A 20,971-nucleotide genomic window follows, 5' to 3' on the forward strand; every position below is an offset into this window, starting at 1 on the left:
ACGGTTCCTAGCGTCTCGCTCATGACCAGAAGCCTCCTTCTCGTCTCGCTCGCGGCGGGGTCGCTCACGGCGCCCGTGCCTGCGTATCCCGCCGCGACCGAGCTCGCCATCCGCGCCATCACCGTACGGCCCGCGAACCCGGTCGTGGGCGCCCACGACTCCGTGAGCCTGGTGATCGACGTGATCGCGCGGGGCGCGCGCGGCAAGAACGGCGTCACCGTCAAGGTCGAGCCCGGCGCCCCGCCCGGCCCGCTGTTGACGGCCAAGCCCCCGGTCGAGGACACCACCGATCTCCCGCCCGCCGCCGAACCCGGCCTCCAGCCGCCGGCCCTTCCCGGGCCGCCGTCGTCCTCGGCCTCGATGCCGGGGACGTCCTCGGAGCCCGGGTCGTTCTCGGCGCCCGCTGGATCCACCGGATCCACCGGATCCACCGGATCCACCGGATCCACCGGGCCCTCCGGATCTTCGGCGTCGCCGGACGGCCCGGCCGCCGTCGCGCCGGGAAGCGCGTACGCGGATCCGTCCTCCGGCGGCCCGGCCGAGGGGCTGCGGGCCCTGATGCCGCTGCCCCTGACGGTCGCCGCCGATCCTCGGATCGACCTGCAGAAGGCGCCGTCCACCGGCACGCTGCCGCCCCGGCTGGTGCGGCGCGAGGGGGCGGCCCGGATGGCGGCCGACTGGCAGACCTGGCGGTTCCTGCCCGACAAGAAGCTGAACCGCTTCTACCCGACCGGCACCTGGACGATCAGCGCCACCGCCCGGGACGCGGACGGCGCCGCGGTCACCGAATACGCCTCCTTCGAGCTCAGGAGGGCGACCAGGTTGTCGTCCGTCCGGGTGGAGAGGTCGCCGAAGTCCGCCGGCGGCGTGCGTCTGCGCGGCTCGCTGACCAGGATCGACCCGCGCGGCTTCACCGACTTCGGGCCGTACGCCAAGCAGCGGCTGCGGCTCCAGTGGCGCGAGGAGGGCTCGCCGACCTGGGAGGACGTGGCCGAGACGACGACCGACGCGGCCGGGGCGTTCGTGCAGACGGTGCCGTCCAGGAGGGGCGGCCTGTGGCGCGTGCACTTCCCCGGAAACCCCCACTACGCGCCATACACCACTAAACCCCGACAAATCGCCAGTTAGTGTTATAAAGCACGCACAAAAAGCCGCCGGGGTATTTGTCGTTATCCAATCGTGATCTGTCGAATCGCAACTTTTCTTTACCCTTACGCGTCATTAGGCGTTGACGTGTCCCGTCCCTGGGACGCGTCCGAGACGGGGAAGGAATTTGTTTTGATGATGCGACGTCTAGCCGCCGGACTGGCCGCGGCCGCTCTGGGCGCCACGATGGTGGCCACCGCCGCCGCGCCCGCCCTGGCGGACACGGACCCCGATCCCGACTTCGCGGGCGGGAGCACGAGCCTCCAGCTCGACGTCAACCCCGAGCCGGCGCGGCGCGGCAGGGCCCTCGACATCCAGGGCAAGCTGTCGGTGTCCTGCGACGAGGACTACATCAGCGGGTTCGTCGCGGTTCACCACGCCGACTACTGCAAGGACAGCGAGCGCTGGCACCGTCTGGCGTGGAAGCGGGTCGTGATCCTCTTCCAGGCCGACGGCAGCAACGAGTGGGACTACGTCGAGTCGGTGCGGACCAACCGCGACGGCTCCTTCCACACCTCCGAGCGGGCCTACACCTCGGGCACCTGGCGCGCCGTCTTCGAGGGCTCCAGGTACCTGGCCCCCTCCGAGGGCAAGGACTGGGTGAAGGTCTACGGCGGCCGCCGCCACTAGCACCACCGGCGGAAGCCCGGCCGCAAGGCCGGGCTTCCGGCATGTCCGGGCCGTTCCCGGGCCCATTTGAGCGTCACCCGGACCGCTCGCGGGCCCGTTCCAGGTCTTTTCCGGACCCGTCGTCGCCGTCAGTACCCCACGGCGACCTGCACCCGGTGGTGCCGCGGGTCCTCGATCTCCGCCAGCACCGCCGCCGCCAGATCGGCGTAGGAGAACACCGGCCCGCCCTCCTCGGCGGCCATGACCTGATCCCCGCCGAACCGGTGCCGCCCGCTGCGCTCCGCCCGGTCGTCGAGCACCACCGGCGGCGGCGCGATCACCACCCAGTCCAGCGCCCCGCCCTCCTCGCGGAACACCTCCAGCTCGGCGGCGTGCCCGAGGGAGAACGTCCGGGCGTCCTCGGGGAAGCCGGGGGTGTCCACCAGCCGGGTCCCCGGCGCGACCTCCAGCAGGGTGCCGATGCCCAGCGCCACCAGCCGGGGCACACCCGCCTCGGCCAGCCCGCCGGTCAGCGCCCGCGCCGCCGCCGTGTAGAACTCCGCGGACGGCACGTCCAGCCGGGCGCTCGCCTGCACCGCCACGTCGTGCCCCGCCGCGACCGCCGCCACGCTCTCCCGGTCGGTCACGTCCCCGGCGACCACGCGCACGCCCTCGCCGGACGGCCCCGCGTACCGGGACGGGTCGCGCACCACGGCCGTCACCTCGTGCCCCCGCTCCAGGGCCTGCCCGACCACCCGCGCGCCGGCCCGTCCGCCGGCGCCGAAAACCACGATCCTGCTCATCGTCCACCACTCCGTCCGGCGGCCGGCACACCCGGCCGCGCCCGGCAGACGGTAGACGCCCGGAGGTCACTTCCCGCAACGATAGTGAGCCCCCGCCGCCTAGCATGGACGCCATGGCCGAACCCCTTGACCCCGACATGTTCGCCGCCTGTGTCCACGTCACCCCCGTCCGCGTCGGCGACAAGTGGACCGCCAAGATCATCCGCTGTCTGGAGCAGGGCCCGAGACGCTTCACCGAGCTGCAGGTCCCGCTGCGCGGCATCACCCCGAAGGTCCTCACCGAGTCCCTGCGCGCCATGGAACGCGACGGCCTGCTCACCCGCACGGCCTACGCCGAGATCCCGCCCCGCGTCGAGTACGCGCTGACCCCCCTCGGCCGCAGCCTGCTCGCCCCCATGGCGGCCGGCTGCGAGTGGTCCAGGCGGCACCTGTCGGAGCTCATCGACGCCCGCGAGTCCTGGCACGCCGCCCACCCCTGACGGGCGGCACCTCGCGGAATCGATCACCCGCGCGGCGCGTTGCCTGCCAGGGGAGAGGCAGGCGGTTTTGAGGGCCGCGCGACACCCGTCGTAGTCTGGCTCTCTGGCGAAACGGACAGGAGGTGACGCCCCATGTTGCGAGACTCGTTCGGACGGGTGGCCACGGATCTGCGGGTGTCCCTCACGGACAAGTGCAATCTGCGCTGCACTTACTGCATGCCGCCCGAAGGGCTCGACTGGCTGCCCAAGGCCCAGTTGCTGACGGCCGACGAGATCGTCCGGCTGGTGCGCGTCGGCGTCGAGCGGCTGGGCATCACCGAGGTGCGCTACACCGGCGGCGAGCCGCTGCTCCGGCGCGAGCTGGTCGACATCGTCGCCCGCACCACCGCCCTCGACCCGCGTCCCCAGGTGCTGCTGACCACCAACGGCATCGGCCTGGCCCGGGTGGCCGAGCCGCTGGCGCGGGCCGGCCTCGACCGGGTCAACGTCTCGCTCGACACGCTCGACCCGGCCACGTTCAAGCGGCTCGCCCACCGCGACCGGCACGCCGACGTCATCGCGGGGCTGGCCGCCGCCGACGCGGCGGGCCTGCGCCCGGTCAAGGTCAACGCGGTGCTCATGCGCGGCGTCAACGACCACGAGGCTGTGCCGCTGCTGCGCTTCTGCCTCGACCGCGGCTACGAGTTGCGCTTCATCGAGCAGATGCCGCTCGACGCCCAGCACGGCTGGACCCGCGAAGGCATGATCACCGCCGACGAGATCCTCGAACGCCTCTCGGCCGCGTTCGACCTGACGCCCGACGACCTGGAGCAGCGCGGCAGCGCCCCGGCCGAGCGGTTCCTGGTCGGCGGCGGCCCGGCCAGGGTCGGGGTGATCGGCTCGGTGACGCGCCCGTTCTGCGGCGCCTGCGACCGGGTCCGGCTCACCGCCGACGGCCAGGTGCGCAACTGCCTGTTCGCCACCGAGGAGTCCGACCTCAAGACCGCCATGCGCGCCGGCGCCTCCGACGACGACCTGGCCGCCCGCTGGGTCGCCGCGGTCGCCCGCAAGCGCGCCGGGCACGGCATCGACGACCCGTCCTTCCTCCAGCCGTCCAGGCCGATGTCGGCCATCGGCGGCTGAGGTGCCCTTCGACGCGGTGATCCTGGCCGGGGGAGCGGCCCGCCGCCTGGGCGGCGCGGACAAGCCCGGCCTGGCCGTCGGCGGCCGTCCGCTGGTCGAGCGCGTGGTCGCGGCGGCGTGCGGCGCGCGCCGCACGGTCGTCGTCGGTCCGCGCCGGGAGCTGCCCGGGGTCGTCTTCACCCGGGAGGAACCGCCGGGCGGCGGGCCCGTCCCCGCGCTGGCCGCCGGGCTGCGCGAGGTCGACGCGCCGTGGCTGGTGCTGCTCGCCGGCGACCTGCCGTTCCTGACGGCCGCGCACGTGCGGGAGCTGCTGGCCGCGGCCCGTCCGGGCGCGGGGTCGGTCATGGTCGACGACGACGGTCGTGAGCAGTGGCTCGTCGGCGCCTGGCCGGTGCCGGAGCTGCGGGCGGCGCTCGGCGCCTACACCGGGCGTTCACTCAAGGGCCTGCTCGGCCCCCTGACCGGAACGCGGCTGGCCTCGCCGGGCCGGCCGTGGTTCGACTGCGACACGATGGACGACCTGAAGGAGGCTCGCATGAACGTACTCGCCGAGTGGACGGCGCTGGTGTGCAGGGAACTGGGCGTCGACCCCGCCCGGGTGGACCGCGACCTGGTCCTCGACCTGACCAAGGAGGTCGCCCACGGGGTGGCCAGGCCCGCCGCGCCGCTCACCGCATACCTGCTCGGGCTGGCCCAGGGGGCCGGAAGTGCCCCTGAGGACGCCGTGGCCAGACTGATCACATTGGCGAAGAACTGGGAGCAGGCGACCACCGAGACGCTGACTGACGGCTGACACTCGAACGAACTCTTGAAGTCAAGCCGGCCGCTTCCTCCAGATTTCCTGTGAATTACGAGGAGGAGGCCGGTGTAAACGATTTCGGGAAAGCGGTCCTATCGGACTCCGGCCGGCACGAGGGACTGATCGTCCAATGCAAAGGGCTGGCCAGGAAAAGGGCGACGCCGGGTGGTTACGGGGGCAAACCACCCGGCGTCGCTTCATCGGCGTTCCGACGGGGGCCCGGAACGCCGGCACCAGCACTCCGACGGGGGACCGGAGCGCTTGCCTAAAGCGTACACCTACAACCCATGGGATGCGTCAAGACTTAGTCACGACCCGATCTCGCGTCGATGCAGCGGTATCTCGGTTTGGTTAGCCTCAGGGGACTGAAAGTGGGGCGGCGGCGCGCCCTCGCTGCGCTCATTGGCCCCGATTACGGCAATGTATGGCAAAAACACTGCCCCGGCGATGAACAGCAGCCGGTACGGCCACGGCACCGGCACCACGACCGCCAGGATCAGGCAGATCGTCCGGATGCCCATCTTGATCAGGTAGGCGACCTCACGCTTGCGGATGTCCGCCGTCAGCGAGGGTCTGGCGTCGGTGACCTGGTGGACGTCCGGCTTCTTGCGCCACCCCTTCATACCTTCCACGGTAGACCTCGTACGGGCAGGGCGCGACGGCGCGGCCGGGCGATGAGGAGGGTCATGCGATCATGGCCTTCGAGTAAGGAGGATGGGGAGATGACGGATCGAACGTATCGGGTCACTGAGATAGTCGGCACGTCGGGGGAGAGCCTTGACCAGGCCATCCGCAACGGCCTCCAGCGGGCCTCGCAGACCCTGCGCCACCTGGACTGGTTCGAGGTCACCGAGATCCGCGGCCACCTCGACGGAGGCGAGATCGCGCACTACCAGGTGGGCATGAAGGTGGGCTTCCGCCTGGAGGACTCCTGACCGTCCCCGGACGGCCCGGGGCCGGCGCCCCGGCACACTGACCCCCGTCCCCGCCCTGGCCCGCCCTGCGGCATGCTGGGGCCCCGGACGGCCGCCGGCACGACGACGCCGCCGCCCCGCTCGATCGCGGGACGGCGGGCGCGTACGGCCGTGACGTACGGCGGGATCAGCTCGCCTGGCTGACCGTCGACATGTTGAAGTCCGGCACCCGCACCGGCGGCATCACCGTGCGCTGGAAGTAGTCGTTCCACTCGCGGGGCAGCGTGCGCTCGGCCGCCCCCACCTCCGTGACGCGCCCCAGCAGGTCGACCGGGCTCTCGTTGAACCGGAAGTTGTTCACCTCGCCGACGACCTCGCCGTGCTCCACCAGGTAGACGCCGTCGCGGGTGAGGCCCGTGACCAGCAGCGTCTGGGGATCGACCGCCCGGATGTACCACAGGCACGTGACGAGCAGCCCGCGCCGCGTGGAGGCGATCATCTCCTCCAGCGGACGGGCGCCCTCCGCCGGGCCGGACATGACCAGGTTGTCGATGCCGGGCGTCACCGGCAGCCCGCTCAGCTCGGCCGAGTAGCGCGTCTGGAGCAGCGACTCCAGGCGGCCGTCCCTGATCCAGTCGGTCGGGCCCAGCGGCAGCCCGTTGTCGAACACCGAGCTGTCGCGGCCGGAGGCGTGCGCGGTGACGAACGGCGCGCACGAGATGCCCGCGGCCCGCGGGTCGCTGGACAGCGTGATCGGCAGCGTGGCGAGCTGCTCGCCCACCCGCGTGCCGCCGCCCGGCCCGGAGAACACCGAGCGGCCGTCGAGCGCGTCCCTGGCGCCCGAGGACCAGAACAGGTAGATCATCAGGTCGGCCACCGCGCTCGGCGGCAGCAGTGTCTCGTAGCGGCCCGCGGGCAGGTCGACCCGGGTCTTGGCCCACTCGAGGCGCTGGGCCAGCGAGGCGCCCAGCGCGGCCACGTCGACGTCGGCGAAGTCCTCGGTGGACACGCCGGTCCAGGCCGACCGCTTCAGGTCGCCGGACTTGGCGTTGAGCTCGAGGCGGCCGGTCGGCTGGTCGTGCCGCAGCCGCACGCCGGTGGAGGTGCCGAGGAAGGTCGAGGTGAGGGAGTGCTCGGCGAAGCCGTAGAGCTTCCTGTCGCCGGACTCGGCGGCCGAGAACGCCTCGCCGAGCGCGGGCGCGAACCGCTCGAACACCCCGATGTCGGTCGGCCGCACCTCGTCGTCCCAGCCGGGCGCGGCCGGGCCGCCCTCGACCAGCGGGCGGGCGTCCTCGGCCGGCCGGGCCTCGCGGGCCGCCCGGTCGGCCGCCGCGACCACGTCGGGGAGCTGGTCGGCGCGCACGGCCGAGCGCGAGACCACGCCCACGCCCTGCCCGGCCACCGAGATCACGGTCAGCCGGGACGAACGGGCCACGCCGTTGGTGGTCAGCGTGTTGCCCGCGAAGCGCAGGTTGGCCGTGGAGCCCTCGTCCACCAGCACCACGCAGCCGTCGTTCGCGGAGAGCTCCAGAGCCCTCTCCACCATCTCCTGCGGAGTAGTCACTTGCCGCCCTCCTGCACCGTGTTGAGCACGCGCACGCCCCTGAACAGCGCCGACGGGCATCCGTGGCTGACCGGCGCGACCTGCCCCGGCTGGCCCTTGCCGCAGTTGAAGGCGCCGCCCAGCACGTACGTGCCCGGCCCGCCGACGCCGTCCATCGACTGCCAGAAATCGGTCGTGGTGGCCTGGTAGGCGAAGTCTCTGACCTGCCCGGCCAGCTTCCCGTGCGAGATCCGGTACGCCCGCTGCCCGGTGAACTGGAAGTTGTACCGCTGCATGTCGATCGACCAGCTCTTGTCGCCCACGATGTACAGGCCGCGCTCCACGCCCGCGATCAGCTCCTCGGTGGAGGGCCCGCCGGGCGCGGCGGCCAGCGACACGTTCGCCATGCGCTGGATCGGCATGTGGCCCGGGGAGTCGGCGAACGCGCACCCGTTGGAGCGCCCGAACCCCTTCATCAGCGCCATCCGCCGGTCGAGCTGGTAGCCCACCAGCACGCCGTCCTTGACGATGTCGAAGCTCTGCCCCCGCACGCCCTCGTCGTCGTAGCCGACTGTGGCCAGGCCGTGGGTGACCGTGCGGTCGCCGGTGACGTTCATCAGCGGCGAGCCGTAGACCAGCTCGCCGAGCTGGTCGAAGGTGGCGAAGCTGGTGCCGGCGTAGGCGGCCTCGTAGCCCAGCGCGCGGTCGAGCTCGGTGGCGTGGCCGATCGACTCGTGGATCGTCAGCCACAGGTTGGACGGGTCGATCACCAGGTCGTAGTCGCCCGCCTCGACCGAGGGCGCGGCCAGCTTCTCGGCCAGCAGCTCGGGCAGCCGGCCCAGCTCGGCCGACCAGTCCCAGCCCGTGCCGGTCAGGTACTCGTAGCCGCGGCCGACCGGCGGCGCGATCGTGGACATGTCGTCGAAGCCGCCCTCGTGCGCCTTCATCGCGTTGAGCGACGGGTGCACCCGCACGCGCTGCTGCGTGGTCACGGTGCCGGCGGTGTCGGCGTAGAACTTCTGCTCCTTGACCTGCAGCAGTCGCGCCGAGACGTGGTCGGCGCCCTTGAGCAGCCCCGCCGACCACTCGGCCAGCAGCCCCACCTTGTCGGCGGAGGACACGTCGAACGGGTCGACGTCGTAGTCGGAGACCCACACCGCGTCGGCGTGCACCGGCTCGGGAGCCAGCTCGATGGGCTCCCGGTTGACCGGCGCGCTCACCTCGGCCACTCGCACCGCCTGCTCGGCCACGGCCGCGGCGGCCTGCGGGGTCAGGTGGATGCCGGCCGCGAACCCCCATGTGCCACCCTTGACGACACGGACCGCGTAGCCGAGGTCGTCGGCGTCGAGCGCGCCTTCGAGGCGGGCGTCGTACAGGCGCAGCGTCTCGGCCCTGACGCGTTCGAGCCGGAAGTCGGCGTGCTCGGCGCCGAGGTCGCGGGCGCGTTGCAGGGCCGCGTCCGCGAGCTGCCGCAGCGGCAGTTCCAGGAAATCGGGATCGATCTGGCGCATGTCCACGATCCTAACCCTGTGATCTTGTACCACCCGGACAAGCGGATACTCGCCAGTAAGAGATAGCGTCAGATGCCATGGCACGCTCTGTACTCGTCACCGGAGGCAATCGCGGCATAGGCCTCGCGATCGCCCGTGAACTCGCCGCGGCCGGCGACGCCGTCGCGGTCACCTACCGATCGGGGGAGCCGCCGGAGGGCCTGTTCGGCGTCCGCTGCGACGTCACCAGCACGGCCGAGGTCGAGGCCGCCTTCGACAAGGTCGAGGCCGAGCAGGGGCCGGTCGAGGTCCTCGTCTCCAACGCGGGCATCACCAAGGACACCCTGCTGGCGATGATGAAGGAGGAGACCTTCACCGACGTCATCGACGCCAACCTGACCGGGGCCTACCGCGTGGCCAAGCGCGCCATCAGGCCCATGATGAAGATCAAGCGCGGCCGCATCATCCTCATCTCCTCCGTGGTCGGCCTGTCCGGCCAGGCGGGCCAGGCCAACTACGCCGCCTCCAAGGCCGGCCTGGTCGGCTTCGCCCGCTCCCTGGCCCGCGAGTACGGCTCGCGCAACATCACCGTCAACGTGGTCGCGCCCGGCTTCGTGGCCACCGACATGACGTCCGGCCTCGACCAGGAAGCCATCGTCAAGAACATCCCGCTCGGGCGGCAGGCCGCCCCCGCGGAGATCGCGCGCGTCGTCCGCTTCCTGGCCGGCGACGACGCCTCGTACATCACCGGGGCCGTGATCCCGGTCGACGGCGGACTCGGAATGGGGCACTGACGTGGGAATTCTCGAAGGCAAGCGGATCCTCGTGACCGGCGTGCTCACCGACGCCTCGATCGCCTTCTCGGTGGCCAAGCTGGCCCAGGAGGAGGGCGCCACGGTGGTGCTCACCGGGTTCGGCCGGCTGAGCCTGGTCGAGCGCATCGCCAAGCGGCTGCCCCAGACCCCGCCGGTGCTGGAGCTCGACGTCCAGGACACCGACCAGCTCGACACGCTGGCCGCCCGCGTGGGCGAGCACGTCGACGGGCTCGACGGCGTCGTGCACTCCATCGGGTTCGCGCCGCAGAGCGCCCTGGGCGGCAACTTCCTCAACACGCCGTGGGAGGACGTCGCCACCGCCCTGCAGGTCTCCACGTACTCGTTCAAGTCGCTGGCCGTGGCCTGCCTGCCGCTGATGAAGGAGGGCGGCGCGGTCGTCGGCCTCGACTTCGACGCCTCCAAGGCCTGGCCGGTCTACGACTGGATGGGCGTGGCCAAGGCCGGCCTCGAGTCGTGCAGCCGCTATCTCGCCCGCGACCTGGGCAAGCACAACATCCGGGTCAACCTGGTCTCGGCCGGGCCGCTGCGCACGATGGCCGCCAAGTCGATCCCGGGCTTCAAGGAGTTCGAGGAGAGCTGGCCCGAGCGCTCGCCGCTGGGCTGGGACCTCACCGACACCGTCCCGGCCGCCAAGGCGTGCGTGGCGCTCATGTCCGACTGGTTCCCCGCCACCACCGGCGAGATCGTGCACGTCGACGGCGGCGCGCACGCGATCGGCGGCTGAGCGCCCCTCACGCCAGGCGGTGCCTGCCGCTGCCCGCCGGGGCCGGCTCGAACGGGATCGACTCGCTCGGCTCGGCCCGGTGCCGCCGCTGCTGCACGATCCGGGTGGCCAGCACCGCCGACCCGAGCAGGACGATCGTCAGCACCGTGCCCAGCACGTCGCGAGCCGGCGGGCTGGGCCGTACCACCCGCTGGTCGCGCAGCGGCACGGCCAGCTCGCGCCCGAACGGGTTGGGCCACAGCAGCTCCACCCGCGAGTCGTCGGGATCGGCGGTCGGCTCCTCGGCGGTGACCGGCCGCTCGTCGTCCAGCGTGTACGGCCTGTGCTGCGGCGGCGTGGGCGGCTGCGTCGGCAGCGGCGCGGTCGCCTCCTCGGTCTCGCGCTCGCGCGGCCGGTCGGTCCGGTGGTGCCCGGCCTCGGTCTCGGTTCCGGTCTCGGTCCCGGGCGAGGCCGTCGGGGTGGGGTGGGGCGTCAGCGACTGGAGCACGCCCTGGTCGCCGCAGGCCAGCACCGGCAGGCACACGTCCTTCAGCGCCTCGGGCATCAGGTCGGTGTGGCTGGGGCTGGGGGAGGGGCGGTCCGATCGGGACGGTTTGGCGGGCCTGCCGGTCGGCACGGCGTCGCCGACGGTGCCGAGCACCTCGTCGGTGGTCTTCTCCACGCCCTTGGTCACCGGGTCGGCCCTGCCGCCGGTCACGTCGTCGACCGTGCCCGTGAGCGCGCCGACGACGTCGCACAGCGTGTCGGTCACGCCCGAGAGCAGGCCCCCCTCGCCCGGGCAGCCCTGCACGGCGGCGGCGGAAGCGGCCGGCGCCCCCGCCGGGATCGCCCCCAGCGCCACCGCGAGCACTCCGGCCGAGATCGCGGTCCTGCTCCCCATCCGTCCCCTCCTGTGTCGCTTCAGGAGGAAATCCTTATGGACAAGGCCCGTCAGACGCAGGCTTTTTCCCGGTAAAGTTGCGATTCGGTATCGACTAGTGATACGCGAGATGGATTCTCGTTCGTCAGTCGAGCGAGGACACGTCATCGAGCGCCTCCCGGATCTCGATCGGGAGCACGACGTCCTCGGCCGACAGGATGCCCTTGAGCTGTGTGTGGGTACGGGCGCCGACGATCGCCGAGGCCACCCCCGGCTGGTCGCGCACCCATGACAGCGCCACCGCCAGCGGTGAGACGCCGAGCCCGTCGGCGGCGGTGGTGACCGACTCGACCACGCTGCGGCCGCGCTCGTCGAGATAGGGACGGACGAAGTCGGCGAAGTGCGGCGTCGCGGCGCGGGAGTCGGCCGGGATGCCCGTGCGGTACTTGCCGGTCAGCACGCCCCGGCCGAGCGGCGACCAGGCCAGCACGCCGACGTCGAGGTGGGCGGCGGCGGGCAGCAGCTCGCGCTCGGGCTCGCGGGCCAGCAACGAGTACTCGACCTGGGCCGAGGTGATCGGGATGCGGCCGGGGACCGACCTCTGGGTGACCGCGGCGGCGGCGAGCTGCCAGCCCGCGTAGTCGCACACGCCGGCGTAGACGGCCCGGCCGGAGGAGACGATCGCGTCGAGGGCGGCCAGGGTCTCCTCCAGCGGCACCTCGGCGTCGTAGGTGTGGAGCTGCCACAGGTCGACGTAGTCGAGGCCGAGCCGGTTGAGCGACTCGTCGACGGCGGCGATCAGGTGGCGCCTGGAGGCGTCGCGCGGCCGGCGGCCGGTCGGGGTGACCACGGCCTTGGTGGAGATCACCAGCTCCGAGCGCGGCACGGAGTCGCGCAGCATGCGGCCGAGCAGCCGCTCGGAGTCGCCGCCGGTGTAGACGTCGGCGGTGTCGACGAGGGTGCCGCCCGCGTCGACGAACGAACGGAGCTGGGCGGCGGCCTCCTCCGGGTCGGTGTCACGGCCCCAGGTCATCGTGCCGAGCCCCAGCCGGGACACCGACAGGCCGCTGCGGCCGACATAGCGCTGCTCCATGATCCCGCCAGGTTACCAAGAACGGGCCCGCCCGCCAGCCCGCCGCTCCAATGTCCTGCCTGGTGAGGAGCGTGGCGGCGGGTGGATGCGAAGTTTTCTCGCAGGTGCGTGAAACATGGTGATCCGCGCCTGCGACACTTGCTGGTGTGACCACCCTTCTGCTGGCCCGCCACGGGCTGACCGACCTCACCGGGCCGGTGCTGGCCGGGCGCACCCCGGGGGTGCACCTGAGCGAGGCCGGGCGGGCGCAGGCCGAGGCGCTGGCCGGCCGCATCGCCGGGGTCCGGCTCGACGCCGTCGTCTCCAGTCCGCTCGAACGCTGCCGCGAGACCGCCGAGGCCGTCGCGAAGGGCCGCGGGGCGGACGTCCTCGTCGACGAGCGGCTGATCGAGTGCGGCTATGGCACCTGGACGGGCCGCCCGCTCAAGGAGCTCGCGCAGGAGCCGCTCTGGCAGACCGTGCAGGCGCATCCCAGTGCGGTGACATTTCCGGAAGGGGAGTCGCTGGCCGATATGCAACATCGGGCGGTCGCCGCGGTCCGGGAGTGGAATCGACGCCTCGGGTTGAAGGGTGTCTACCTGGCGTGCACCCACGGAGACGTGATCAAGGCGATCGTGGCGGACGCTCTGGGGCTGCACCTCGATCATTTTCAGCGGATAACAGCCGATCCTGCGGCCCTCACCGTGATTCGCTATGCCCCCTTGCGTCCCTTTGTTCTCAGGATTAACGATATGGGGGAATTGCGGTTGCCCGAGGATTCGGAGGAGAAAGACGGGGGAGAAAACATCACCGGGAGCGATGCCGCCGTCGGCGGTGGACCCGGGACCACGTAAGGTCAGGCTATGCCGGTCTTCGACTACGACCCACCGGAGAGGTTCGTCGCCGGCGCCCTGGGGCAGCCGGGCGCGCGGGTCTTTTTTCTGCAGGCCAGGGCCGAGGGCAGACTGACCACCGTGGCGCTGGAGAAGCTGCAGGTGGCTGCGCTCGCGGGCAGGCTCGACGAGCTGCTCGACGAGGTTCTGCGGCTCAGCGGCGGCACCGCGCACGTGCCCGCGCTGGCTCCGGCCGACCTGGCCGACGACGCCCCCCTCGACGTGCCGGTCGCGGAGGACTTCCGGGTCGGCACCATGGCGCTGGCCTGGGACGACGACAAGTCCCAGGTGGTGATAGAGGCGCAGGAGGTCATCGACGAGGAGGACCTCGACGGCCCCGACCCGGCCGTGCTGCGGGTGCGGATCAGCGCCGGCGCCGCGCGTGCCTTCACCCGCAGGGCGCTCCAGATCGTGGCGGCGGGCCGGCCTCCCTGTCCCCTGTGCGGGCAGCCGCTCGACGCCGAAGGCCATGTCTGCGTCCGACTCAACGGCTACCGCGGGGGTGAGGCGGCTTCATGACCGCTCCTGAGAGCGAACCGGCCGTCAAGCCGCCACAAGGGCCGATCATGCAGGAGGAGGAGGCGCTCACGCTGCTGCGTGACGGGCGCCTGGAGGTGGCCGGCCGCCTGGTCGAGGCCACCAACATGACCCTCTACTGCTCGATCAAGCTGGGCGGCCGCAGCGCCGCCTGCGTCTACAAGCCCGTACGCGGCGAGCGCCCCCTGTGGGACTTCCCCGACGGCACCCTCGCCGCCCGTGAGGTGGCCGCCTACGAGGTCTCCCAGGCGACCGGCTGGCGCATCGTGCCGCCGACCGTCTATCGCGAGGGCCCGTTCGGGCCCGGCATGTGCCAGCTGTGGATCGACACCGAGCGCGAGATCGACCTGATGCGGCTGGTCAAGAGCCGCAACCCGGTGGTGCGCCGGATGGCGGTGTTCGACGCGGTGGTCAACAACGCCGACCGCAAGGGCGGTCACCTGCTGCCGCTGCCCACCGGGCACGTCTACGGGGTCGACCACGGCGTCTGCTTCTCGGTCGAGGACAAACTGCGTACCGTGCTGTGGCAGTGGCGGGGCAAGCCGCTGGCGCGCGAGGCGGTGGCGGTGCTGGCCAAGCTGGAGCGCGACCTGGAGTCGGGCTCGCTGGGGCGGCGGCTGCGCGAGCTGCTCACGCTGGCCGAGGTGGAGGCCACCTGGCGGCGGGTCAGGCGGCTGCTGGACACCGGCGTGCATCCGTACCCGTCGGAAGGATGGCCGGCCGTTCCCTGGCCCCCCATCTGAGGAGTGGCGAGGGTTTTATACCCTTTGCCGCATGTGCACGCTGATCGTGAGAACCGGTGAGCCGCTGACCCTCATGGGCGTGCGGGACGAGCTCACCGACCGCCCCTGGGAAGCGCCGGGGGAGCACTGGCCCGAGCATCCCGGGGTGATCGGCGGCCGTGACCTCAAGGGCGGTGGCACCTGGATGGCCGTCTCGCCGTCCGCCTGCCGCGCCGCCGCCCTCCTCAACGGCCGCGGCAGGCAGGCCCCCGAGACCACCCGGGTCTCCCGCGGCGACCTGGCGCTGATCGCGGTCTCCACGGGCGGCGTCCCGGACGTCGACCTGACCCGCTACGACCCCTTCCACCTCGTGCTCGCCGACCTGTCCGGCGTGCGGCTGTTCAGCTGGGACGGCGACCGCCTCACCGCCTCCGCCCTGCCCGACGGCACCAGCATGGTCGTCAACACCGGCCTCGACCCGGACGCCGACCGCGTACGGGCCCACCTGCCGCGCTTCGCGAGCGCGCCCGACTGGGCGGAGCTGATCACCGGCGCGCACTCCGACCGGCCGGACGCCCTCCTGGTGCGCAACACCCTGCCCGACGGCCGCCTCTACGCCTCGCTGTCGGTGATGCGGGTCACCCTGGAGCAGGACGACACCGCCTACGAGTTCACGGACCTTACGGCACGGATAGGCTCAAAGGCATGAGATCGTGGTCTGCCCAGAACATCCCCAAGCTCCCAGGTGAGAGCATTCCGCTGCGTCTCTACGACACGACGACGAGGCAGGTGCGGCAGACCGATCCCGGCCCCACCGCCCGGATGTACGTCTGCGGTATCACCCCCTACGACGCCACCCACCTCGGCCACGCCAACACCTACCACGCCTTCGACCTGGTGGGCCGGATGTGGCGGGACGCCGGGCACGAGGTCCACTACACCCAGAACGCCACCGACGTGGACGATCCGTTGCTGGAGCGGGCCGCCCAGACCGGCATCGACTGGCAGGAACTGGCCGAGCGCGAGATCGAGCTGTTCCGCACCGACATGGAGGCCCTGCGCATCCTGCCGCCGCGCGAGTACGTCGGCGTCACCGAGGTCGTGGGCCACGTCGCCGACCTGATCACCGAGCTCGCCGCCAAGGGCTGCACCTACGACCTCGACGGCGACGTCTACTTCAAGGTGGCCGACGCCCCCAAGTTCGGCCAGGTGTCCGGCTACGACGAGGCCGAGATGCTGGCCCTGTCCGCCGAGCGCGGCGGCGACCCCGACCGGCCGGGCAAGCGGCACCCGCTCGACTGGCTGCTGTGGCGGGCCGAGCGGCCCGGCGAGCCGGCCTGGGAGACGAGCCTGGGCCGGGGGCGTCCCGGCTGGCACATCGAGTGCACCGCGATCGCGCTGCGCAACCTGGGCCCCGGCTACGACGTCGCGGGCGGCGGCTCCGACCTGATCTTCCCGCACCACGAGTGCGGCGCCTCCGAGGGGCACGCGGCGACGGGGGAGTGGCCGTTCGCCAAGTTCTACACGCACGCGGGCATGGTGGCGCTCGACGGCGAGAAGATGTCGAAGTCCAAGGGCAACCTGGTGTTCGTCAGCCGGCTGCGGCAGCAGCACGACCCGATGGCCGTGCGGCTCGTCCTGCTGGCCCGCCACTACCGGGAGGACTGGGAGTACACGCCCGACCAGCTCGCCGCCGCCGAGCGCCGGCTCGCGCTGTGGCGCTCGGCCGTCGCCCTGCGGGGCGCGCCGCACGCGGAGGAGCTGCTGGCCACGGTCCGCGGGCGGATGGCCGACGACCTCGACTCGCCGGGCGCGCTGGCCGCGATCGACGCCTGGGCCGAGCGGGCGCTGGCCGAGGGCGGGCCGCAGGAGCCCGGCCTGGTCAAGGACCTGACCGACGCCCTGCTCGGCATCGCACTCTGACCGGCCGGCCGGCGGCGCGTGGGCCGTGGCGTGCGGGTGACATGGTCGTGGGCCGGGTTCTCGCGCCCGGCCCACGACCTCCCGTGGAGTCGCCGATCCTCTCGGCGTTCTCCGTCACACACGCAGCTCCTCGAACCTGTCGTTCGCGGCCAGCTCCGCGGTGAACCACTCGATCGTGCGCCGCAGCCCCTCCTTGGCGGGCACCTCCGCCCGCCAGCCCAGCCGCTCGGCGGCCAGGGTGGTGTCGGGCCGGCGCACCTTCGGATCGTCGGCGGGCCGGTCGATGAACTCGATCTCCGAGGCCGAACCGGTCAGGTCGCGGATGAGGGTGGCCAGGTCCAGCATGGTCAGCTCGTCCGGGTTGCCGATGTTGACCGGGCCGGTGAAGTCGCTGCGGGCCATGGCCAGGATGCCCGAGACGGTGTCGTCCACGTAGCAGATCGACCTGGTCTGGGAGCCGTCGCCGGTGATGGTCAGCGGCTCGCCCTTCAGCGACTGCCGGATGAACGTCGGGATCGCCCGGCCGTCGAACGGCCGCATCCGCGGGCCGTAGGTGTTGAAGATGCGCACGATCCCGGTGTCGGTGCCGCGCGAGTGCCGGTAGGCGGTGGTCAGCGACTCGGCGAAGCGTTTGGCCTCGTCGTACACGCTGCGCGGGCCGACCGGGTTGACGTTCCCCCAGTACGTCTCCTTCTGCGGGTGCTCCAGCGGGTCGCCGTACACCTCGCTGGTGGACGCCAGGACGAACCGGGCGCCCTTCTCCCTGGCCAGCCCGAGCGCGTGCAGGGTGCCCACGCTGCCCACCCGCAACGTCTCGATCGGGTAGCGCAGGTAGTCGGCCGGCGAGGCGGCCGAGGCGAAGTGCAGCACCAGGTCCACCCGGCCCGGGACGTGCACGTACCCGGTCAGGTCGCTCTCGATGAGCCGGAAGGCCGGGTTGTCCAGCAGGTGTTCGACGTTGCGCGGGCCGCCGGTCAGGAAACTGTCCATGCAGATGACCTCGGCGCCCTCCTCCAGCAGGCGTTCGCACAGGTAGGAACCGAGGAAGCCGGCTCCGCCGGTGACCAGAGCCCTCATGACGTGACCTCCAGAGCTGCGTCGACCACTTCCGACACCTCGATCCTGAGCAGGCCGGGATCCGGGCGCAGGCCGTGCGGGTCGCCCTTGCGGCCGGCCCACAGGGCCACGTGCCGCCATCCGGGCGGCGGCCCCCACTCCGACGGCGGCACCGGGCCGAACAGCACCACCGACGGCACGCAGAACGCCGTCGCCAGGTGCGCGACCCCGGTGTCGCCGCAGACCACCAGCCGGGCCCGGCTGACCAGGTCGATCAGGTCGGCCAGACCGGTACGGCCGGCCAGCATGCGCTCCTGCGGCAGCCCGGCCAGCTCGGCGACCTTCCTGGCGATCGGCACCTCGTCGGCGTTGCCGGTGACGACCACGTCGTCCAGCGCCGCCGCGACCTCGCCGAACCGCTCGGGCGGCCAGCGCCGCGCCGGGTAGGCGGCCCCCGGATGCACGATCACCGGACCCGTCCGGTCGGAGATGCCGAGCGTCAGGTCCTCCGGGTCGGCCGGGATGCCGTGCCACTCCAGCAGGCCGCACCAGCGCCGCACCTCGTGCACGCCGTCCTGCCACGGCGGGCCGACGCCGAAGCTGATCAGCCGGCCGGGGCCGGTGGCGCGCAGCGCCTCGATGCTCTGCGGCCCCTTGCCGTGCAGGTTGACCGCGATGTCGGGCCGCTGGAACGGCACCGGGCCCGGCCCGGACACGTCCACCTGGGCGTCCACCGCGCCGATCAGCGGCAGCAGGGCCTCCAGGGACTTCGGCGCGGCCAGCGTGATCCGGTGCCCGGGAAAGGACTGCCGCAGCGCCCGCAGCGCGGGGACGGCCGTGAGCAGGTCGCCCAGGCCGAGCCCGCGCAACGCCAGCAGTTCTAGGGCCATGACGTCTCCGTGGAGGGGCAGACGACCAGCTCTCTGACCTCGCACCCGGCCGGCTGCCGGAGCGCGAACACGACGGTCTGGGCGACGTGGGCCGGGTCGTTCAGCCCCGCCTCCGGGCCCGGCTTGTACTGCTCGGGACGCCCGTCGAAGAAGCTCGTCCGCATGCCGCCCGGGATCAGCAGGGTCACCCCCACCTCGCCGCGCAGTTCGACCGCCAGCCCCCTGGTGAAGCCGACCACGCCGAACTTGGAGGCCGAGTACGCCGAGGCGTCGCTCAGCGGGCGCAGCCCGAGCGTCGAGGCGCAGGTCACCACCTTGCCGCGGGTGCGCTTCAGGTACGGCAGCGCCGCCCGGACGACGGCGGCCGTGCCGAGCAGGTTGACCTGGATCACCCGCTCCCAGTCGTCGGCGGGCACGTCCTCCAGGCGGCCGCAGGCGTCGATGCCGGCCGCGGTCACCACGCCGTCCAGGCCACCGGCCCGCTCGGCGAGCTCGCGGACGGCCCGCTCGGCCTGCCCGCGGTCGGCCAGGTCGGCCGTGACGTGGTCGAAGCGCTGGTCCGGCTCGCGCACGTCGACGACGAGCGCCCGCCAGCCCTCCTTCTCGACCGCCTCGGCGGTGGCCAGGCCGAGACCGGAGGCGCCCCCGGTGATCAAAATATTCACTGGATCTCCCTGATCAGATTGCTGGTCGAACGTCCCGGCAGCGTGCTGAGCGCGACGAACTCGGCGCCGAGCCGCTCCAGGACCTCTGACTCGGGCAGGACCTCCCCCTCGTAGTCCCCGCCCTTCACCCACACGTCGGGCCGCAGCAGCTCGATGGACTCGGCCGGGGTGTCCTCCTCGAACACCAGGACCGCGTCCACGCAGCTCAGCGCCCGCAGCACCTCGACCCGGTCGCGCGCGTCGACGACGGGCCTGGACGGGCCCTTCAGCCTGCGCACCGAGTCGTCGGAGTTGACGCAGACGACGAGAGCGTCGCCCAGCGCCCTGGCCCGCCGCAGGAGGCTCACGTGCCCCGCGTGCAACAGGTCGAAGCAGCCACCGGTGGCGATCAGCCGGCCGCCCTGCGCGCGGGTGAGCCTGGCCACCTCCAGCGCGGTGCGCGGCCGGTCGCCGAGCCGCTGCTCCTGGGTCCTGACGGTGGCGGCCCCGCCGCGCTCGACGAAGCGCGAGGCCTCGCCGACGCCGATGGTGACCGCCTCCTCGACGTCCGCGCCGTCCCGCAGCGCGAGCGCCGCGGCGCCGGCGAGCCGGTCGCCCGCGCCGCACGCGTCCTGCCCGGCCGCCGTCACCGGCGGCGGCACCCGCGTCAGCGGGCCGCCCTGGACGGCCAGCGTGGCGCCGGTCCCGCCGGTGGTGACCGCCACGGCTCCCGCGCGCAGCTCCCGCACCAGGCGGCGGGCCGCATGGTCGGGGCCGCGGTAGCCGTCCGGGCACAACATCCTGGCCTCCGCCTCGCTCGGCGTCAGCAGCGTGCAGCCCGGCATGGGCGGCCCGCCCCGGGGATGCGGGTCCCACACGACCGGTACGCGGGCCTCGCGCAGCAGCTCGCGGGCCAGGCCGGCCACGCCCCTGCCGTAGTCGGAGACCAGCACGGCGCCGGCGCGGGCCAGCACGGCCGTGATCTCCTCGGGGATCTCGGCGGGCGGGTCGGACCGGGCGAGGCCGTCGCCGCTGTCGAGCCTGAGCATGGTCTGGCCCCTCGACCTGACCCTGGTCTTGCGCACGGTCCCGCCGTTCAGCGGCAGGCGTACCAGCTCGACCTCCTCCGACAGCAGCGCGCACAGGCGGTGACCGTCGGGGTCGTCGCCGATCGCGGTGATCAGCACCACCTCAGCGCCGTCCCGCGCGGCCAGCAGCGCGGCCAGCCCGGCCCCGCCGGGGCGGGCGTGCTCGGCCGCGATGTCGACCACGGGGACCGGCGCGTCCGGGCACAGCCGCTCGCTGTCGCCCTCGACGTCCACGTCGAGCAGTGTGTCGCCGATGACGACGAGAGGGCCCATCAGACGGCCTCCTCGATGGCGTCGCAGAGCAGGTGGATCATGGCGAGGTGCACCTCCTGGACGGTGGCCGTCTCCTGCGCGGGCACGGCCACCGCCTCGTCGCACAGGTCGGCCAGCGGGTTCGGCGCGGGCCCGGTCAGCGCCCAGGCGACGACGCCGACCTCCTGCGCCGCCCTGGCCGCGGCCAGCACGTTCGGGCTGCCGCCGCTGGTCGACAGGCACATCAGCACGTCACCGGGACGGCCGTGCGCCCGCACCTGGCGGGCGTAGACCTCCTCGTGGCCGAAGTCGTTGGCGATCGCGGTCATCGAGGAGCTGTCGCCGTGCAGCGGGATGGCCGCGTACGGCGGCCGGTCGGCCCTGAAGCGGCCCACCAGCTCGGCCGTCAGGTGCTGGGCCTCGGCCGCCGACCCGCCGTTGCCGCAGGCCAGCAGCCGGCCGCCGGCCGACAGCACGCCGGCCAGCTTCCCGCCCCAGGCACGGATGGTGACCGCGTGGTCGTCGACCCTCTCCAGCGTGGTCCAGAGCTTTTCCAGATGTCTGTCCATG

The 20,971-nt window shown here is 72.6% G+C and carries 24 protein-coding genes; 13 read left to right on the forward strand and 11 right to left on the reverse strand.

Going from position 1 to position 20,971, the window contains the following annotated elements:
• The first annotated feature begins 21 nt into the window (after positions 1 to 21).
• Positions 22 to 1,128 carry a hypothetical protein gene (locus ABZ444_RS38140; RefSeq protein WP_358008073.1) on the forward strand — a complete coding sequence of 369 codons (1,107 nt, stop codon included), beginning with the start codon at positions 22 to 24 and terminating at the stop codon, positions 1,126 to 1,128.
• A gap of 153 nt (positions 1,129 to 1,281) precedes the next feature.
• Positions 1,282 to 1,776: a hypothetical protein gene (locus ABZ444_RS38145; protein WP_358008076.1), complete on the forward strand. Its 495-nt coding sequence runs from the start codon at positions 1,282 to 1,284 to the stop codon at positions 1,774 to 1,776.
• A 128-nt stretch (positions 1,777 to 1,904) separates the two neighbouring features.
• Here ABZ444_RS38145 and ABZ444_RS38150 read toward each other — a convergent pair whose 3' ends face one another.
• Complete coding sequence (locus tag ABZ444_RS38150; protein WP_358008079.1) at positions 1,905 to 2,558, reverse strand: NAD(P)H-binding protein; 654 nt, start codon at positions 2,556 to 2,558, stop codon at positions 1,905 to 1,907.
• Positions 2,559 to 2,671: 113 nt separating this feature from the next.
• Here ABZ444_RS38150 and ABZ444_RS38155 point away from each other — a divergent pair, with 113 nt between their 5' ends.
• From ABZ444_RS38155 to ABZ444_RS38165, 3 genes are all read left to right on the forward strand, one after another.
• A complete protein-coding gene (locus ABZ444_RS38155; RefSeq protein ID WP_357977199.1) occupies positions 2,672 to 3,037 on the forward strand; it encodes a helix-turn-helix domain-containing protein in 366 nt (121 codons plus the stop codon).
• Between the two features lie 132 nt (positions 3,038 to 3,169).
• Positions 3,170 to 4,159, forward strand: a complete 990-nt coding sequence (gene moaA / locus ABZ444_RS38160; RefSeq protein WP_358008082.1) for a GTP 3',8-cyclase MoaA — start codon at positions 3,170 to 3,172, stop codon at positions 4,157 to 4,159.
• 1 nt (position 4,160) lies between these two features.
• Entirely contained in the window at positions 4,161 to 4,952 is a 792-nt protein-coding gene (locus tag ABZ444_RS38165; RefSeq protein WP_358008085.1) for an NTP transferase domain-containing protein, read from the forward strand.
• Positions 4,953 to 5,266: 314 nt separating this feature from the next.
• On the opposite strand, the gene ABZ444_RS38170 is transcribed toward ABZ444_RS38165, so the two are convergent.
• Positions 5,267 to 5,581 carry a DUF3099 domain-containing protein gene (locus ABZ444_RS38170; RefSeq protein WP_357977208.1) on the reverse strand — a complete coding sequence of 105 codons (315 nt, stop codon included), beginning with the start codon at positions 5,579 to 5,581 and terminating at the stop codon, positions 5,267 to 5,269.
• A 99-nt stretch (positions 5,582 to 5,680) separates the two neighbouring features.
• Here ABZ444_RS38170 and ABZ444_RS38175 point away from each other — a divergent pair, with 99 nt between their 5' ends.
• The gene (locus ABZ444_RS38175) at positions 5,681 to 5,893 is read left to right on the forward strand and encodes a dodecin (RefSeq protein WP_125642491.1); all 213 of its coding nucleotides are present in this window, start codon (positions 5,681 to 5,683) and stop codon (positions 5,891 to 5,893) included.
• Between the two features lie 166 nt (positions 5,894 to 6,059).
• On the opposite strand, the gene ABZ444_RS38180 is transcribed toward ABZ444_RS38175, so the two are convergent.
• Positions 6,060 to 7,418 (reverse strand): metallopeptidase TldD-related protein, encoded by a 1,359-nt coding sequence (locus ABZ444_RS38180; protein ID WP_358008152.1) that lies wholly within the window; start codon positions 7,416 to 7,418, stop codon positions 6,060 to 6,062.
• 14 nt (positions 7,419 to 7,432) lie between these two features.
• On the reverse strand, positions 7,433 to 8,926 hold the full coding sequence (locus tag ABZ444_RS38185; protein WP_358008088.1) for a TldD/PmbA family protein: 1,494 nt from the start codon (positions 8,924 to 8,926) through the stop codon (positions 7,433 to 7,435).
• A gap of 77 nt (positions 8,927 to 9,003) precedes the next feature.
• Here ABZ444_RS38185 and ABZ444_RS38190 point away from each other — a divergent pair, with 77 nt between their 5' ends.
• Together ABZ444_RS38190 and fabI are read left to right on the forward strand one after the other, a co-directional pair.
• Entirely contained in the window at positions 9,004 to 9,699 is a 696-nt protein-coding gene (locus ABZ444_RS38190; protein WP_358008091.1) for a beta-ketoacyl-ACP reductase, read from the forward strand.
• 1 nt (position 9,700) lies between these two features.
• Positions 9,701 to 10,465 (forward strand): enoyl-ACP reductase FabI, encoded by a 765-nt coding sequence (fabI, locus tag ABZ444_RS38195; protein WP_352327881.1) that lies wholly within the window; start codon positions 9,701 to 9,703, stop codon positions 10,463 to 10,465.
• A gap of 7 nt (positions 10,466 to 10,472) precedes the next feature.
• Here the strand turns inward: fabI and ABZ444_RS38200 are convergent, their stop codons facing one another.
• Together ABZ444_RS38200 and ABZ444_RS38205 are read right to left on the reverse strand one after the other, a co-directional pair.
• The gene (locus ABZ444_RS38200; protein ID WP_358008094.1) at positions 10,473 to 11,345 is read right to left on the reverse strand and encodes a hypothetical protein; all 873 of its coding nucleotides are present in this window, start codon (positions 11,343 to 11,345) and stop codon (positions 10,473 to 10,475) included.
• Positions 11,346 to 11,469: 124 nt separating this feature from the next.
• Positions 11,470 to 12,417, reverse strand: coding sequence for an aldo/keto reductase (locus ABZ444_RS38205; protein ID WP_358008097.1), 948 nt, complete (start codon positions 12,415 to 12,417; stop codon positions 11,470 to 11,472).
• Positions 12,418 to 12,563: 146 nt separating this feature from the next.
• On the opposite strand from ABZ444_RS38205, the gene ABZ444_RS38210 reads away from it, so the two are divergent.
• From ABZ444_RS38210 to mshC, 5 genes are read left to right on the forward strand one after another with little or no spacing between them, the layout of a single operon-like run.
• Entirely contained in the window at positions 12,564 to 13,250 is a 687-nt protein-coding gene (locus ABZ444_RS38210) for a histidine phosphatase family protein (RefSeq protein WP_352327878.1), read from the forward strand.
• Positions 13,251 to 13,259: 9 nt separating this feature from the next.
• Positions 13,260 to 13,808 carry a DUF3090 domain-containing protein gene (locus tag ABZ444_RS38215; protein WP_352363409.1) on the forward strand — a complete coding sequence of 183 codons (549 nt, stop codon included), beginning with the start codon at positions 13,260 to 13,262 and terminating at the stop codon, positions 13,806 to 13,808.
• A complete protein-coding gene (locus ABZ444_RS38220; RefSeq protein ID WP_352327876.1) occupies positions 13,805 to 14,569 on the forward strand; it encodes an SCO1664 family protein in 765 nt (254 codons plus the stop codon). Before ABZ444_RS38215 ends, ABZ444_RS38220 begins: the two co-directional genes overlap by 4 nt.
• Positions 14,570 to 14,600: 31 nt before the next feature.
• The gene (locus ABZ444_RS38225; protein ID WP_358008100.1) at positions 14,601 to 15,257 is read left to right on the forward strand and encodes an NRDE family protein; all 657 of its coding nucleotides are present in this window, start codon (positions 14,601 to 14,603) and stop codon (positions 15,255 to 15,257) included.
• Positions 15,254 to 16,471, forward strand: a complete 1,218-nt coding sequence (gene mshC / locus ABZ444_RS38230) for a cysteine--1-D-myo-inosityl 2-amino-2-deoxy-alpha-D-glucopyranoside ligase (RefSeq protein ID WP_358008103.1) — start codon at positions 15,254 to 15,256, stop codon at positions 16,469 to 16,471. The genes ABZ444_RS38225 and mshC overlap by 4 nt, the downstream gene beginning before the upstream one ends.
• A gap of 114 nt (positions 16,472 to 16,585) precedes the next feature.
• Here mshC and ABZ444_RS38235 read toward each other — a convergent pair whose 3' ends face one another.
• From ABZ444_RS38235 to ABZ444_RS38255, 5 genes are read right to left on the reverse strand one after another with little or no spacing between them, the layout of a single operon-like run.
• Positions 16,586 to 17,548: a UDP-glucuronic acid decarboxylase family protein gene (locus tag ABZ444_RS38235; RefSeq protein ID WP_358008106.1), complete on the reverse strand. Its 963-nt coding sequence runs from the start codon at positions 17,546 to 17,548 to the stop codon at positions 16,586 to 16,588.
• Complete coding sequence (locus ABZ444_RS38240; RefSeq protein WP_358008109.1) at positions 17,545 to 18,417, reverse strand: glycosyltransferase family 9 protein; 873 nt, start codon at positions 18,415 to 18,417, stop codon at positions 17,545 to 17,547. Before ABZ444_RS38240 ends, ABZ444_RS38235 begins: the two co-directional genes overlap by 4 nt.
• Positions 18,408 to 19,082 (reverse strand): SDR family oxidoreductase, encoded by a 675-nt coding sequence (locus ABZ444_RS38245; protein WP_358008112.1) that lies wholly within the window; start codon positions 19,080 to 19,082, stop codon positions 18,408 to 18,410. Before ABZ444_RS38245 ends, ABZ444_RS38240 begins: the two co-directional genes overlap by 10 nt.
• A complete protein-coding gene (locus ABZ444_RS38250; protein ID WP_358008114.1) occupies positions 19,079 to 20,422 on the reverse strand; it encodes a PfkB family carbohydrate kinase in 1,344 nt (447 codons plus the stop codon). Before ABZ444_RS38250 ends, ABZ444_RS38245 begins: the two co-directional genes overlap by 4 nt.
• Positions 20,422 to 20,970, reverse strand: a complete 549-nt coding sequence (locus ABZ444_RS38255) for an SIS domain-containing protein (RefSeq protein ID WP_358008117.1) — start codon at positions 20,968 to 20,970, stop codon at positions 20,422 to 20,424. The genes ABZ444_RS38250 and ABZ444_RS38255 overlap by 1 nt, the downstream gene beginning before the upstream one ends.
• Position 20,971 lies beyond the last annotated feature (1 nt).

This window comes from Nonomuraea sp. NPDC005730, assembly GCF_040630865.1.
In the GTDB taxonomy this organism is placed as follows: Bacteria; Actinomycetota; Actinomycetes; order Streptosporangiales; family Streptosporangiaceae; genus Nonomuraea.